Here is a 14,233-nt window from a genome sequence, read left to right as displayed (position 1 = left end):
GAAGTCGACGAGGTCGTCAATAAGGCGCAGATCTATGGATCGAATCGAACTGATAACCTTTCCCCCGAGCGAACAGCCTTGAGTTAGCTGTTGATCGCTTCTTGAAGCGCGGCAATTTTTGCAAGTATGTCGTCGAATGACGGCGGTGTCTGGTCAAACATCATCGGCGCCATCGCCCGATAATCGGCCCGTAAGTCTTTAACCCGCGCCTCGTCCGGCATCAGCCGGAGCGTGCCTGGTCGAGCCGTTTCATAGCTTGCCCAGCCCGAGCGGAAGAAGGTGGTTTTGTGCTGTGCGACCTGCGCCAGCAGATCGAGATCGGCAACAGCTGCTCGCCCCTCGTCCGTGTCGAGGAGCATGGAGAGGTCGTAATAGTGCCGCGAGAAATATTGCGGCGTCGGGGATTCTGCAGAGCGATGCGCCTCCGCGTGGAGCGCGGTCGCCTTTTCCCAGAAGGTGCGCCGAGCTGACAGCACGGTCACGCTGGTGTCGGGTTCGGCGAAAAAGTCGGGATAGTCGTCGGCCGCATAGGGGCGGATGACTTTCTCTTCAGTCGGCCAGGGATCGCCGCGCGCACCGAGTTCGAGTTTCACGCGTGGAGTGATGTAGGCCATGCCCTCATATTCAGCGGCTGGCAGGGCTGTCGGGTAATGGAAATTGACGGTCTGGGCGTCGCCGGCGTCGATCTCCAGCGACCACTCGCCGTTGGCCGGCTCGCCGAGCTGTTCAACGATCGCGGCGCGAAGCGCCGGGAGGAGTTTCTCGGCAATGTGCCGCTCAACGTCGCCGACCAGATCCTCGATAAGCCGGGCTGCTTGCTTCCTGCTGATCCCCTCCTTCTCGGGATCTCGATCGCCGGTGTATCCTAGTTCTGCCCGATCGAATGATAGGTCGATGTCCTCGGAGAACCGGCGGATGGCGCCGAACGCTTTCGAGAGCGAGGTGCCGCCCTTGAAGACAAGGGTTGCCGTAGTGCCCTTCGGCAAACCGAACAGGCGCCTCAAGCTCCAACAAACCCAGAAGTCCTTTTCGATGATCGTGTCGGCGACGCCCCGGCCGGCGCCGGTCTCTCCGAAGAGAGCTGCTCGATCGTCGACGGGAAGACGGGCGACCTTATCCATCGATATCGGCCACCGCTGCGTTGGCGATCGAAACGAGCGTCGGCCGCATCCATGCAGGCGCTTGAACGGCGGTTGAGGCCAGTGTCTTCTTGTCGTTGGCCGAAAGCCGGCGCGCCGCGACCTGTACGACGTCAGCCGCCCGCACGGGGCCGACATGGCGAAGCGCCTGAACCACCGTACCGGCAGGACTGCCCGGCGCGATAAGATGTTTGGGCGAGGCGTGGCGAAGATCGACGACACGCTTTCCCAGCACGACGCGTCGTGACGGACCGTCGGTGAGATAGGTGCTCTGGGCGGGAACCTGCGTCGAGAGGCCAAGCGCGTTCGCTGCCCGAGCGCCAGCAATCTGCACCTGCGAGCCGGTCTCCCGGGCAAGAGCGTGGGCGACATCGTCCGGAGAGGGCGACAGCGGCCCGAGCTTCGGATGCAGCTTCGGGAAGTCGTAGAGCCCACGCGCAAGCCGGCGGAGTTGTCCGCCCTTCACCAATCGTGAGAGGGCCTGATCGACGGATGAGCGGGCGGCAACGGTGAGAAAGTCGCTGGGCGTGAAGACGCTGCCGCGTCCGCTGGCTCGGACACGTTTCATCACCCGGTCAGGAACGGAGGTGGCGATCATCTTCATGCGTCAGAAAATAAGGTATCTTTTTCTGACATGCAAGGGGTGGTCTCTGGAGGTACAACCCATTCTCGGGCGCGACCTGGATTTTCGCTTTCCAATCTGCTAATTGATGACGGTACTTTTCGGGGTTGGCGGCAAGGCCCATGCTGGCCGAAAAATTCGGCTCTAAGGAGCGATTGATCCCGATAGATGCTGGAGCCACGCAAAATATTTTTTGCGGAAATTTCCCTTTAAAATCAAAACCGTAAGTTTTTGACGACCCGCAGGTCGGCTTTTGGCGTACCAAACAAGAAAAAACCAAGCTAGATCAATGATCTAACTGGGCTAAATACAATTGAGTGGGAATGATTTTCGCCAGCACCGATTGACGGCGGTCCGCTGAACATCTGTTCCAGCGCGGCACAAGCCGTCAACTATGCTGATTGATATATTTACCGAAACTTGCCGGAATATTATGGTCCAGGCACAAGATATAGGTCGCATGATTTAGCGTCAGCTTTCGAGAAACGGGGGCGGTATGTTGCTTGATCTGCATGAACCGGCAGCCCCCATGAAAGCCGCACTATCTTCGTGCAGGCGACATTTCCTGTCTTCGCTGATCTTCAGCGCCTTGATGAACCTGCTCTACATCGGGCCCGTTCTGTACATGTTGCAGGTCTATGACCGTGTCGTGGCAGGACAGGGCAGGCTGACGCTGCTTTTCCTGACAATCATCATCGCGGTGGTCATCGGCACCCTGTCGCTGCTGGAACTGGTCCGGTCGCGCCTGTTGGTACGGGCGAGCATCCGGCTGGACCGGCAATTGGCGGGCCTGCTGCTCGACACGACGCTGAGGGCGCGCGGATCGACCGGCGAGACGATGAACAAGCAGGTCCTGCGGGAATTCGACACGCTGAGGCAGGCGCTGACCGGCCCGACCATCCTGTCGATCTTCGATTTTCCCTGGAGCCCGGTCTATGTCCTCGTCTGCTTCCTGATCCACCCTGCCATTGCCGCTCTGGCCGTGGTGGGCGGCGCCGCCTTGCTGTTCATCGCGCGACGTAATGAAAAGGGCACCAACGCGCCCTTGAAGCAAGCGAACGAAGCCGCCAACAAGGCCTATGTCAGCCAGGAACAGACGCTTGCGGGCGCGGAGGTGATTCGGGCGCTCGGCATGCGGAATGCGCTGGTGCGGCGCCATCTGCTGGAACGGCAGACGATGCTCGACCTTCAGGCGAGCGCCAGTTTCGCAGGTGGCCATTATGTTGCGATCAGCAAGTTCATCCGCCTGATCCTGCAGTCGCTGGCGCTGGGCCTCGGCGCCTGGCTGGCGATCAACAACCAGATTTCGGCAGGTGCCATCTTTGCCTCGTCCTTCCTTGTCGGACGCGCCCTCTCCCCCATCGACCAGTTGCTCGGCGCCTGGCGTAGCGTCGTCCATGCGCGGGCGAGCTATGCGACGCTCAACGACCTGCTGGCGACGCGGGAAGCAGATATCGCCCTGACCCAGCTCCCGCCGCCCAGCGGCCATATCGCGGTCGAACATCTCACCCATTTCATTCCCGGCCAGGAACACCCCCTGTTGGCCGATATCAGCTTTGCCGTCGAACCGGGCGAAGTCGTTGCCATTGTCGGTCCCAGTGGCGCGGGCAAATCGACGCTGCTGCGCATGCTGTCCGGCGCGGCGCGGCCCCTGCGCGGATCGATCCGCTATGACGGCGCGAATGTGCAGGATTGGGATACGGAAAGGCTGGCGGCCTTCATCGGCTATCTGCCGCAGGACACCGCGCTGTTCGCCGGCACGATCAAGGAGAATATCGCTCGATTCCGGAATTTCCTGTCCGACGATGGCGAAGCCATCGACAATGCGGTGATCGAGGCGGCCCGGTTGAGCGGTGCGCACGACCTGATCCTGCAAATGCCGGGCGGATATAATCGGACGCTGGGCTGGGGAGGGCGCGGACTTTCGGCCGGGCAGGCCCAGCGCGTGGGATTGGCGCGCGCGCTTTATGGCAAGCCGCCCCTGGTCTTCCTGGACGAACCCAATGCGCATCTCGATGCCGAGGGAGAGGTGCGGCTGGTCGCCACGCTGGACGACCTCAAGAAGAAAAAGGCCTCCGTCATCATCGTCGCCCACCGGATGGGGATATTGGGAGTCGTCGACAAGATCATGGTGATGCGCGACGGAAGGCTGGAGACTTTCGGCCCGCGCGATGAGGTGCTGGGACGGCTGAAGGCCATTCGATCGGAAGAAAAACCCGAGGCACAGAGGGCGGAGGGATAGGCACCATGGGGGACATCGAGCTCAGCGACGCCAGCGGCGCCATCCGCCTGACCTATCCAGCCAGCCATGAGACGCCGGTGATCGACGACCGGCCCGACCGGGACATGCGGACCGGCATCATCATCGCGTTCCTGTTTTTCGTCGTCTTCCTGGGCTGGGCCGCCTTTGCCCGGCTGGACGCCGCCGCCTATGCGCAGGGACGGCTGACCGTGGAGGGTCAGCGCCAGTCCGTCCAGCATCGCGACGGCGGCGTGATCGGCGCCATCTTCGTCAAGGAAGGGCAGCATGTCCGTCAGGGCCAGCCGCTGATGGAACTGGCGGCCGCGGATGTGCGGGCGCAGGCGCGCATGTACAGCGCGCAATATATCGGATTCCAGGCACAGCGCGCCCGGCTGATGGCCGAGCAGCTTGGCGCAGGTCATGTCGAATGGCCCGCCGAATTCGCGACGCTTCAGGGACAGGAAAAGGAGGATGCGCAGGAGGCGATCAAGCTTCAGACGACCCAGTTCGACAGCCGCGCCTCCGTGCTGACGGCGCAGACCGGCGTCCTGCACGAACAGGCCGGCCAGGTGCAGGAAACAGCGCGCGGATACAGGTCGCAACTGGCAGCATCGGCGGAGCAGGCCCGGCTGATCGGCGAGGAACTGGACAGCCTGCGCGACGTGGCGGAGAAGGGTTTTGTTTCCAAATCCCGTATCCGGGCACTGGAACGCGCGCGCGCCGACCTTCATGGGCAAGAGGGGCAATATTCGGCCAGCATTGCCCGGTCTGGCGCGGAGGCCGGCGAAAACCGCCTGAAGGCTCTGGAAGCGGAAAAGGCCTATAGGGAGCGGGCCGCGTCTGAGCTGCGCGACGTCGAATTTTCGCTGAACGAGATCGCCCCCAAATTTCGCGCGGCCAAGGATCAACTGGCGCGGCTGGCGATCCGCGCGCCCGCGACCGGCATCGTCGTCGGTCTGAGCGTTTTCACCGTGGGCGGTGTGATCGCACCGGGCCAGAAGCTGATGGACATCGTACCCGACCATGCGGGCCTGGTCATAGAGGCTCGCATTTCGCCGGAAGATATTGACGACCTGAAGGTGGGCCAGGACGCCCAGATACGCTTCAACAGCCTGCATGAGCGCGACCTGCCGATCATGGACGGCCGGATCACCCGGCTGTCGGCGGACAGTTTCCAGGACGAGAAGACCGGCCAATCCTTCTACACCGGCGAAATCACGGTCCCGTCAAAGGAACTCGACATCATCCGCAGCAGGCGCGGAGAGGATTTCAATCTGAAGGCCGGAATGCCGGTCCAGGTGCTGGTGCCGCTTCGTGCCCGGACCGCCCTGCAATATGCGCTGGAGCCGCTTACCCAATCGCTGTGGCTCTCCTTCCGGGAACATTGATCATTGCAGTTCCGAAAAACGGGCCTGGGCGCCCAGCATGCTGTAGATATGCCGATATTCCGCGATGATGGCGCGCCTGTCATAGTCCTTGACCACGCGATCGCGTAGCGCTTCGCCCATGGCGCGGCGCAGCGACGGCGCGCGCAACAGGCGGAGGATGGCGGCCGCCGTTCCTTCCGGATTGACCAGTTCGGTGACGATGCCGCCGGGCCGATCCACGTCGGGCGAGCGCCCTTCGATCATCTCTCGGCAACTGCCTACATCGGGTGCGACCACCGGCACGCCACATGCCCCCCCTTCCAATATGACCAGCGGCTGGGCTTCCGACAGGCTGGTGAGGACAAGCAGGTCTATGCGCGGCAACCATTCGGCAACCTGGACGCGCCCGGCAAATTGTACCGCATTGCCGATGCCAAGTTCCTTGACGAGCGCCTTGCAATCGGCGGCATAGTCGGGATCCTCGTCCATCGGGCCCAATATGGCGAAGCGCACTTCAGGCATTTCCGCCAGGACGAAGCCGGCCGCCCGGACGAAGGTCTTCACATCCTTGATCGGTACCACGCGTCCGATCAGCGCCACCAGGGGGCGTGCCGGATCGCCCATGCGCTCGATATGGCAGAAGCGGTCGGCCTCGATACCGTTGGGAATGACCCTCAATCGCTCTTGCCGGGCGCCCAGCCGCCGCTGCGTCTGGTTGTTGGCGCCATAGAGCGCGATGATCGGATCGCAGGCATCGTAGCAGGCGCGCGTATAGGTCTGGAACACCGCAAGCCAGAGATCGCGCAGGTCATGCCCTTCCCGGTCGAGCGTCAGTCCGGTTTCGATCTGGTCGCCGATCCAGTCCGCCATCATGATCTCTATCTGGCGCTCCAGCATGTAGATGCCATGTTCGGTGATGAAGGCGGGCTTGCCGGTTTCATAGGCGGCACGCGCCGCCAGCAGACCCGCAAAGCCGGTAGAAATGGTGTGATAGACCCTGGCCCGGGGCAATGGCGCCAGCAGCATCTTGAGCAAGCCGCCCAGCAGCACCCGCATTGCCCAGAAGAAATGATGAAAGGATGCGGAACGGAAGGCCTTTTCATAATAATGGGTGAAGAGGTCAAATATCTCCGGATTGGACAACAGATCGCCCGCGGCCGGCGGCGGATTCAGTTTCCCGATCTCCTGCCGCAGCCTTATCAGGTCATCCTTTCCTCCCGTCGACAGGAAGGCGAGCAGCAACCGGCCGATGCGCTTCACCTGCGGCGCCGGATAGCGGCGCGGCAGGCACGGTTCGATCAGCAACGGGACTTCGATCACCTCGACGACATTGGGCGGCGGCGTCATTCGCCAGGGCTGTTCCATCGACCCGGCCTTGATCGCGACCAGGGAAAATCGCAGGTCGGGCATGGACAGGACCAGATCCTGCAACCAGTTCGATACGCCGCCGATGACGAAAGGATAGGCGCCCTCAACGATCAGGCATACATCGCTGTCCGCACGGTCGGGCATCAGGGCGACAGCTCCATCCGGAAGCTGCGAATGGGCCTGGACTGCGCTTCCCTGTCCTGTTCCATCGTCCGCCGGACATGGGCCCGCGCCGTGCGCAGCGCCCGGCGGCGAATGTCCGTGGCGGACAGTTGTTCGGTGATTTCATCCAACTTCCGGCAGGCATCCTGACAGAGGCGCGCCCGCTGAGACTGCGGCAAAAGCTGGTTGAAGCAGCCATGGTCGGCGAGCAGCATCGCCAGCGCATAGCGGTCGTCCGGATCCTGCGCCGGCGCGATGCGCGCCTGCAATTCGCTGATCTGCAGGGTCAGATTATAGCTGACCTGCGCCGCGGCGGCCGCAGCCAGGGCGCGGATGGTCTGATCCTCATCGGACAGGGCCATGACGATCAGCGGGGAAAGCCGCGGTTCGAACGAGGTCACGGCCGTTTCCAACGCTCTGTAGCGCGCCTGCAGGCTGCCGTGGCGCAGGATCGTAGCCAATGATCCGATTTCATCGCAATCGGGATAGCGTACCCGCTCGTCGAGTATCCGTCCCAGCCGCTCGACCGGCGAAAGGGCATTGCCGATCCGATAGCGGCCGATGCGGATATTGCTGTAGACGATCTGCTTCCTGCGCCTGGAACTGCCCGCCAGCGGCGCCATCAACAGGCACAACAACATGCCCGGCGCGCCCAGCGCCGCGCCGACCGGCAAGGCGAAGGATTGCAACGCGCTCATTCCGTGCAGCCTTCGCACCACGATCAGCAGCGTGGCGATGGCGAGCGCCATATGCATCGGCGCGAACCAGTAAATGGATGTGGCCCCCGCCAACAGCGCCTGGGCCAGCAGGAGAAGATCGATGATCGAACCAAGGGCGAGCAGCGCGATCACGCCACCTTCTCTTCGGGCATCTGCCATTTGGCATGGAAAGCAGGCTCCCGCCCGAAGAGCGCGCAGCTCTTGCCGAGCAGATCGGTGACCTGCAGCAATTGCGCCCTGTAGGCTGCGGTGACCCTGCTCACATTGTGAATGATGATGATCCCGACCAGTTGATCCCTTGCCCCCATGATCGGCAAGGCGATGGCGCCGACCTGCGCCAGAATGGCTTGATCCGCCGGATCGTCATTCTGCAACACCCTGGGTTTTGCGAACATGGCCTCGGCCAGCATCGACCTGCTGAGGTCGCGTGCCTGGCCCGAAGTCGCCCTGCCGCAAAAGCGGGCGACGACCTGGCTCCCGCGCACGTCGTAGAAGGTGAAGTCCTCGGTCCGGGCGACCAGTGCGATCATGCGGGCGACGGCATCGATCTGATGTTCGGAATCGGATCCCGACAGGTCGAGACCGGCCGCAATCGCCTCGACAACCGTCCGCTGTTCGGTTGCGATCCGCACCTGGAGCCTGCGGTTGGTGTCCGCCAGGCGCGCCATCACCTTGGCCAGCTTCTCCCGGTCGCGCAGCATGGCCTGGTGCTGCCGCTTTTGATCGGCGATCCGGTTGCGTCTGCTGGCCGTCACCTCGCCGACGATGAGCGCCGCCACCATCCAGAGCATCGGCTGGATGGACAGGCGCAGTTGCTGCTCCAGATGATCTGCCGATCCGGACCAGATGTTCGCCTGGCAGAGCCAGATCGCCGAAGCGATTGCCCCCGCCACCAATCCCATGCCCGTCCCATAGGCAATCGCCATGACCAGCACCGGCAACCAGTAGGGATTGGGGTTCAGACCGGAATAAGCGTCACCATGCGACAGCCCGTGGTCGATCGCGATCAGTATCGCGAACAGGACCAGCATTTCTGCGCCTTGCAAAAGGATGGGCTGCCTCTTCAGCATCAATGTCTCCCCAGATAGCGCGTCAGCGCGATGCGCAGATAAAGCTGCCGTCCCGAAATGCCGGGCCGGCTGATGGAACTGACGCCACCGCTCGCCTGCAGGCGCCAGCCGTCACTGAGCCGCCCTGTGGCGCTGATATTGGCGGTCGGGCCGTTGGTCTTGCCCTTCCGGTCGAAGGTCCAGCCGGCGGCACCCGTCAACTGCCACCGGGTCCAGGACATGCCGGACACCAGTTGGAAGCTGTGGTTCTCCCGGTCGCTCAGCGGAATATAGGCGAGGCCGTTCGGCCTTATGCCGGTGTGATCGACATATTCGGCGTCCAGCCGATAGCTGAACGCCAACGACGGCTTGCCCCGCCGCAGCAGATAGTCGAAGCCGCCCGCGGCGGTGAAGCTGCGCGTCCGCGCGCCGGTGCCTCTCAGTCCATAGCCGTTCCAGGCGCCGTCCGCCTGCACCACCAGTTCCGGCGTCAGGCGGATCGTGCCGCCAAGCCCGGCGCGGCTGATATGGCCGCCGAAGGTCGACTGTTCAGGCGTGGCGAGATCGGGCAGATGATAAGCCAGCACCAGCCGCCCCTGCCTTTCGGGCGGCCCCGCGAACAGGCGCAAACCGGCGCCAGCGACCTTTTCGTCAAGCTGGGCGCTGCCCTGCAGTTCCAGCCGCGAGACAGGCCCGAGGTTGATCGTGGCGAACAGGTCGCCGATGGTCGAGCGGGATGTGCGGTTGCTGAGAATGCCGGTGGGTCCATAGACCGTGTCGGCTTCCGAGCGGAACCAGCGCAGGCCTGCCCCGGCGGAGATTTGGGCGTCGAGCGGTATCATGCCGTTGAGACCGCCCTCCGCCTGCCAGAAGACCTTGCCCCCGCGCAATGTCAGCGCCGCTGCGACATTGCCACCCGCTTCCGCCAGGGTCTGCCGTGCGAAGGGGTCGTCCGCCGCCAGATTACGGTAGCGCCCCGCCCCCAGCGCCAGCGCGCCTTCGGCAATTTCCATATCGGCCAGCAGGCGCTGAATCCGCTTGTCGTCGGGATGCGCGGCCGCCAGCGGCGCAAGCCGCCGCCGCGCCAGGTCGGAATAGCCGGCGGCTGCATCGGCCTGCGCCCTGGCTATGGCAAGTTCGACGTCGATATCGGACGAGGACGGCGGGCTGGCGATCGTGGGCGCGGCTGGGGACTGCGATTCCGGAACGAAGCGGACGCGCAGCTTTCGCGCTTCGGCGACGGCCTCCAGCCGACGTCCGGCTGCGGCGCGCAACAACAGGCTGTTGTCGTTCCAGCGCAGATCGGCGAGGTCGTCGCCCGCCATGCTGGCGAAATCCTTCAGCCTCTCGTCCGCTATCGGCCGGTCGAAGCGGACGACCAGTTCATAGCCGTTATTTTCCAGTTGCAGATGCACGTCCCCGCTCCATTGCAGGTCGACCGTTCGCACCTCGGCCGAAGCCGAAACGCCGGTATCGGGCGGCAGCGCCGCGACGAGCAAGGGCAGCGGCGGCGCTGGCAGCAGAAGGGCAGCGACAAGTGGCGTCACGGCCGCAGCACCTTTCTTGCCCGTCCAGGATCACCGGAGGCAATCAGCAGCCGCGACAGCATGATGTCCAGCCTGCGGTCGCCGGGCGATACCCGACGCAACATTTCCACCAGCGCCATGGCGTCGGACGTGCGCCCCAGCCGGTTCAGCAGATCTGCCCGATCGATCGATGGCGGCGTGATGGCCAGAAGCCGTTCCAGCCAGGGCCGGGCGGCGACCTCTCCCTTCAACTTCGCCTGCGCGTCCGCCATCAGGCGCAGCGCGGCCCGGTCATCGGGCCGATCCCGCAAATAACCCTGTAAATAGCCCACGGCTTCCTCCGCATTTCCCCTGTCCCAGCCATCCCAGGCCAGGCTCAGGCGGTCGGACGGCTCCCCCTGCCCCGCCGCGATCCGGGCGCGGGCCAGGGCAAGCGCATAGTGCCCGGCCCTGTCCGCCGGAACGGTGGCCGTGGCGGCGGCCTTGAGCTGCCTGGCGGTCAATGGGCGGCCGTCAAGCAACCCGTCCAGCGCCCGCGCCGCCGCCACACGATCCCGCGCTGCATTGGCAAGCGCGATGCGCTGCACCAGCATGTCGCTGCTATCCGCCGCCGGGCGGGATTCGACGAAGGCCAGCGCCTTGGCGGGCTGTTCCCGCTCGATATAGGCAGCCAGCCAGCGCGGGTCGGCCGACGCGCGGGACCGCAACCAGTCCAGATCCTCCCCCGTCGGGCGCGGCCCCATCAGATAAAGCATGCGCGCCGAAGCACCCCCGTCACCCGCTTCCCGGGCCGATTGCTGCCTGAGCAGCGCAATAGCGTCGGGGCGGAAACCCTTTTCCAGCAGCCGCTGGGCGATGGCGGGACGATCGGCGCCCCTGGCGGAGGCCTGAGCGAGCAGATATTGCCGAATGCCCTGCGGATTGCCCGACGCCATGACGATGCTCTCCCGCGCGGCATCGCGGCCGGACGGCAGCAGGGCGGCGTAGCGCAGCGCCGATCCGGTATCGCCGGACCGTTGCGCCAATGTCATGGCCAGCCAGGGATTGTCGGCGCGCCAGCCGGGCGTACCCGCCCGGTCGATGCGGGATATCAGGTCATAGCGCTGCGCCGTGTTCGCCCATGATGCCAGATCGAGTGACTGCGCCTGGCTGAGCGGCGGGATCGCCCCATGTTCGGCGGCGGTGATCAACAGCTCGGGCGTGGCAAGGGCATAGGCCGCCTCCGCGAGATCCTGTGGCGGCGCGTTTCCGGGCGTCATGACGGCAGACCGCAACAGGTCGGCGGCACCCGCCATGTCGCCGGTCTTGCGATGCAGGTCGAAGCGCAGGCGCCAGAGAGCGGGAGCAGCGCGATCCGGGCGGCTTTCCAGAAAGGTGAGGGCGACGTCCGGCCGGCCGGCGGCCATGATGTCATAGCTGACCCGGTCGGTCGCGACAGGGGCGCCGTTCTTTGCCAATGCGTCGGCGATCGCCGAAAGCGTGGAGGCGCTGCCCGTGGCGGACGATGCCGCCATCAGGCGCTGAAGATCGGGCGATGCCAGCCGCCTGCCTTCGGAAAAGCGCTGCATCAACTGGGCGACACCGGGCGGCGGCAGGGGAATGGCGGCGGGCGGCGGCGAGAATGTGCCCCGGCGTATGGCGTCAGCGATCTGCCAGCGATTGGGCATCAGCACGAGCGTGGCGGCAAGCAGCACGCCTCCCCCCAGGATCGGTCCGAGGAAAACCATGTTCGGCTTGCGTAGCGCCTGAATATTGATGGCTCTGAGATTCATGGTCGGGGCTCCGGAATGAGCCGGTCGAGGGCCAGGGTGGATACATAGGGCTGGAACCCGGCGGCGCGTTCACGCGCATAGAGGCTGGCGACGGTCGCCTCGTCCTGAGGATCCCAATAATCGAGCGTGGCGAGGACCAGGCGCGGGTTGAGCTGGCGCGCGGCGAGCAGATGCCCGGCCTGCCACGCCCAATCGTCCGCGGATGTCATTTCATAGCGCCCATCCGCGAAGTTCCAGCGGGATGCCATGGCCTCCCCCAGCACCAGGTCGATCCGGGTCGCAACCGCCGGCAGCAACCCATAGCCGCGGTTCATCATGATGGTGATGCCCGGAAACCGCTCCCGAATGGCCGCCACCAGCCGGGCGGCGGCGGCGGTCATGCCTTTGTTCCTGTCGGCGTCCTGCCGTTCCAACGCCTCCGCATTGTCGAGCGTGTCCATGAAGATGCCATCATAGCCCTTCTCCAGGATTGCCGGCACCAGCCGGTCGAGCACCAGCTTCATCCAGGTGGGATCGCGCAGGTCGACAAGGCGTGCATCGGGCCAGTTGGGATTGGGTTGGCGCAGCGCTCCCGCCCTTTCCAGTTCAGGGACGAAGGGACGCCCCCCATGGACTTCACCCATGCTGATATAACCGAGCAAGCGGCTCCCCTCGGCCCGCAGCGGGGTCACGGGGCGCGGGAAATCGGGTTCGAGCACGAGCAGCCTGAACCGGCGGGCAACAGCCGGATCGGTGGCGTGGCCATAGTCCACGCCCCAGGCCCCGGCATGGTCGGTGTTGGGGACCGCTCGCGCCGACAGGCCGAATACCATCAGCGACAGGGCGAACAGGTCGCGGCGGCGAAGAGAGGTCGGGCTCATGGCCAGAACCTCGCATTGCCGACCACCGCCGGATTGTTGCCGACGAACAGGAGATAGGTGAGGTTGCCGGTGGCCTGCGCCACCAGCGCCACCGCCAGCGATGCGCCGGTGACGGCCCCCGCCAGATAGCCGAAGCCGAAACCGGCAAAGCCCAGATCGCGCAACAGCCATGTTCCGATGGCGCTGGCGATCAGGAAACTGCCCCAGACGACGACGATCCGGCCGGTGAGGTCATAATAGGAAAGGATGATGCTCATCTGGATGACGACGAGGTGAAAGACCACCCCCACCGCGGTCAGGCGAAAACCGAATATGGCCCGCGCATTAAGGTCCAGCAGCCGAACGATCTCCGGCGCGAAGACCCAGCAGAAACTGGCCAATATCGCCTGCTCGACCACCAGCAGGCGCAGATCCAGCCGGATCGTGCTGCCCACCTTCCGCCGGGCCTTTTCGATCCGGCGCCAGTTGGCCGTGCCCGTGCAATGCGCCATCAGTTCGGCAAAGGCCCGGTCGAACCGCGTTTCAGTCGTCACCAGGATGAGCGTCAGGCCGGGAATCATCGTCAACAGGCCAAGGAAGCTGGCCTGGTCGTTGATCGGATTGACCCTGAGCGCGCCGACTGCCTGGATGCTTCCCGGCGCCCACCAGAGCAGCCATTTGTCGATCCAGATGGCCAGCGCATTGGCGAGGCCCGCCACCCCCAGCGCCACCACGCCGGGCGTACGGCCGATCCAGTCGAGCCGCCAGCCGGGGCTGCCCGGAAAATCGTCCCTGATCGCCTTGACCAGCAGTGCCAAGGTCACGACCAGGCCGGCGGCGATGGTGGCCAGCACGGCTGATGGCGTCATCGGCCGAACAATGGCCAGGCAGATGGCGGCCATGGCAATGCCCGAGAGATAGGCAAGGAAGATCGACCCATGCCGCGACGTCGCATGGAGGAAGGGGCTGGCGATCCAGATCTGGGCGAACAGGGCAAGGATGGCCGTCGCCAGCAGGAACTGGTCCGGGCGCATGGCAGCAGCGAGACCGAACAGCACATCGCCCGCGATCAGCGCCGCAATGGCGGCCAGCACCATCGCGACCATCAGGATCGATGGAATGGCGTCCCGCTCGCCGAGGTAGAAGCGATCCGATGCCATGCGCGTGGCGATCATCGCCAGGGGCGCGGTGACGACGGTCGACACGCCAAAGGCATAGACCAGGCTTGTCTGGACGATTACATGGTCGGCAGGTTGCATGACCGAGCGGGTCCAGCCCTGAAGCAGGAATATGGCGCAAGCGGTTATCAGCCAGGGACCGGAGCTGATGACAGCGCCCTGGAAAGTGGCGCGGGCGATGCCGCCCAGCCCCTCCTCCCGCGCTATCCGATCCAGCCTGAAACCGATCCCCGCCATGTTCCCGCCCTCC

The 14,233-nt window shown here is 64.5% G+C and carries 11 protein-coding genes; 2 read left to right on the top strand and 9 right to left on the bottom strand.

The window, feature by feature from the left end; genetic code table 11:
• Positions 1–83: 83 nt before the first annotated feature.
• Together MRBLMA1_RS17245 and MRBLMA1_RS17240 are read right to left on the bottom strand one after the other, a co-directional pair.
• Positions 84–1,121, bottom strand: coding sequence for a nucleotidyl transferase AbiEii/AbiGii toxin family protein (locus MRBLMA1_RS17245; RefSeq protein WP_363738425.1), 1,038 nt, complete (start codon positions 1,119–1,121; stop codon positions 84–86).
• Positions 1,114–1,707, bottom strand: a complete 594-nt coding sequence (locus tag MRBLMA1_RS17240) for a DUF6088 family protein (protein ID WP_363738423.1) — start codon at positions 1,705–1,707, stop codon at positions 1,114–1,116. Before MRBLMA1_RS17240 ends, MRBLMA1_RS17245 begins: the two co-directional genes overlap by 8 nt.
• A gap of 583 nt (positions 1,708–2,290) precedes the next feature.
• On the opposite strand from MRBLMA1_RS17240, the gene MRBLMA1_RS17235 reads away from it, so the two are divergent.
• Together MRBLMA1_RS17235 and MRBLMA1_RS17230 are read left to right on the top strand one after the other, a co-directional pair.
• A complete protein-coding gene (locus MRBLMA1_RS17235; RefSeq protein ID WP_363738421.1) occupies positions 2,291–4,003 on the top strand; it encodes a type I secretion system permease/ATPase in 1,713 nt (570 codons plus the stop codon).
• Between the two features lie 5 nt (positions 4,004–4,008).
• Positions 4,009–5,391: an HlyD family type I secretion periplasmic adaptor subunit gene (locus MRBLMA1_RS17230; protein WP_363738419.1), complete on the top strand. Its 1,383-nt coding sequence runs from the start codon at positions 4,009–4,011 to the stop codon at positions 5,389–5,391.
• Here the strand turns inward: MRBLMA1_RS17230 and pelF are convergent, their stop codons facing one another.
• From pelF to pelG, 7 genes are read right to left on the bottom strand one after another with little or no spacing between them, the layout of a single operon-like run.
• On the bottom strand, positions 5,392–6,882 hold the full coding sequence (gene pelF / locus MRBLMA1_RS17225) for a GT4 family glycosyltransferase PelF (protein WP_363738417.1): 1,491 nt from the start codon (positions 6,880–6,882) through the stop codon (positions 5,392–5,394).
• Positions 6,882–7,751 (bottom strand): hypothetical protein, encoded by an 870-nt coding sequence (locus MRBLMA1_RS17220; RefSeq protein ID WP_363738415.1) that lies wholly within the window; start codon positions 7,749–7,751, stop codon positions 6,882–6,884. Before MRBLMA1_RS17220 ends, pelF begins: the two co-directional genes overlap by 1 nt.
• Positions 7,748–8,650 carry a hypothetical protein gene (locus tag MRBLMA1_RS17215; protein WP_363738413.1) on the bottom strand — a complete coding sequence of 301 codons (903 nt, stop codon included), beginning with the start codon at positions 8,648–8,650 and terminating at the stop codon, positions 7,748–7,750. Before MRBLMA1_RS17215 ends, MRBLMA1_RS17220 begins: the two co-directional genes overlap by 4 nt.
• Before the next feature lie 38 nt (positions 8,651–8,688).
• Positions 8,689–10,215: a hypothetical protein gene (locus tag MRBLMA1_RS17210; RefSeq protein ID WP_363738412.1), complete on the bottom strand. Its 1,527-nt coding sequence runs from the start codon at positions 10,213–10,215 to the stop codon at positions 8,689–8,691.
• Complete coding sequence (locus MRBLMA1_RS17205; RefSeq protein ID WP_363738410.1) at positions 10,212–11,966, bottom strand: tetratricopeptide repeat protein; 1,755 nt, start codon at positions 11,964–11,966, stop codon at positions 10,212–10,214. Before MRBLMA1_RS17205 ends, MRBLMA1_RS17210 begins: the two co-directional genes overlap by 4 nt.
• Positions 11,963–12,826: an endo alpha-1,4 polygalactosaminidase gene (locus tag MRBLMA1_RS17200; protein WP_363738408.1), complete on the bottom strand. Its 864-nt coding sequence runs from the start codon at positions 12,824–12,826 to the stop codon at positions 11,963–11,965. Before MRBLMA1_RS17200 ends, MRBLMA1_RS17205 begins: the two co-directional genes overlap by 4 nt.
• A complete protein-coding gene (gene pelG, locus MRBLMA1_RS17195; RefSeq protein WP_363738406.1) occupies positions 12,823–14,220 on the bottom strand; it encodes an exopolysaccharide Pel transporter PelG in 1,398 nt (465 codons plus the stop codon). Before pelG ends, MRBLMA1_RS17200 begins: the two co-directional genes overlap by 4 nt.
• Between the last annotated feature and the right edge of the window lie 13 nt (positions 14,221–14,233).

This window comes from Sphingobium sp. LMA1-1-1.1 (assembly GCF_040676365.1).
Lineage (GTDB): Bacteria > Pseudomonadota > Alphaproteobacteria > Sphingomonadales > Sphingomonadaceae > Sphingobium.
The sequence above is the reverse complement of the archived record's forward strand: the minus strand, read 5'-3'. Positions and strand labels throughout refer to the sequence as shown.

Excerpts from the sequence above, each read along its gene's own strand:
- MRBLMA1_RS17240 (WP_363738423.1), bottom strand. The coding sequence starts at position 1,707 with ATGAAACGTGTCCGAGCCAGCGGACGCGGCAGCGTCTTCACGCCCAGC.
- MRBLMA1_RS17200 (WP_363738408.1), bottom strand. The coding sequence starts at position 12,826 with ATGAGCCCGACCTCTCTTCGCCGCCGCGACCTGTTCGCCCTGTCGCTG.
- pelF (WP_363738417.1), bottom strand. The coding sequence starts at position 6,882 with ATGCCCGACCGTGCGGACAGCGATGTATGCCTGATCGTTGAGGGCGCC.
- pelG (WP_363738406.1), bottom strand. The coding sequence starts at position 14,220 with ATGGCGGGGATCGGTTTCAGGCTGGATCGGATAGCGCGGGAGGAGGGG.
- MRBLMA1_RS17245 (WP_363738425.1), bottom strand. The coding sequence starts at position 1,121 with ATGGATAAGGTCGCCCGTCTTCCCGTCGACGATCGAGCAGCTCTCTTC.
- MRBLMA1_RS17230 (WP_363738419.1), top strand. The coding sequence starts at position 4,009 with ATGGGGGACATCGAGCTCAGCGACGCCAGCGGCGCCATCCGCCTGACC.
- MRBLMA1_RS17205 (WP_363738410.1), bottom strand. The coding sequence starts at position 11,966 with ATGAATCTCAGAGCCATCAATATTCAGGCGCTACGCAAGCCGAACATG.
- MRBLMA1_RS17235 (WP_363738421.1), top strand. The coding sequence starts at position 2,291 with ATGAAAGCCGCACTATCTTCGTGCAGGCGACATTTCCTGTCTTCGCTG.
- MRBLMA1_RS17215 (WP_363738413.1), bottom strand. The coding sequence starts at position 8,650 with ATGCTGGTCCTGTTCGCGATACTGATCGCGATCGACCACGGGCTGTCG.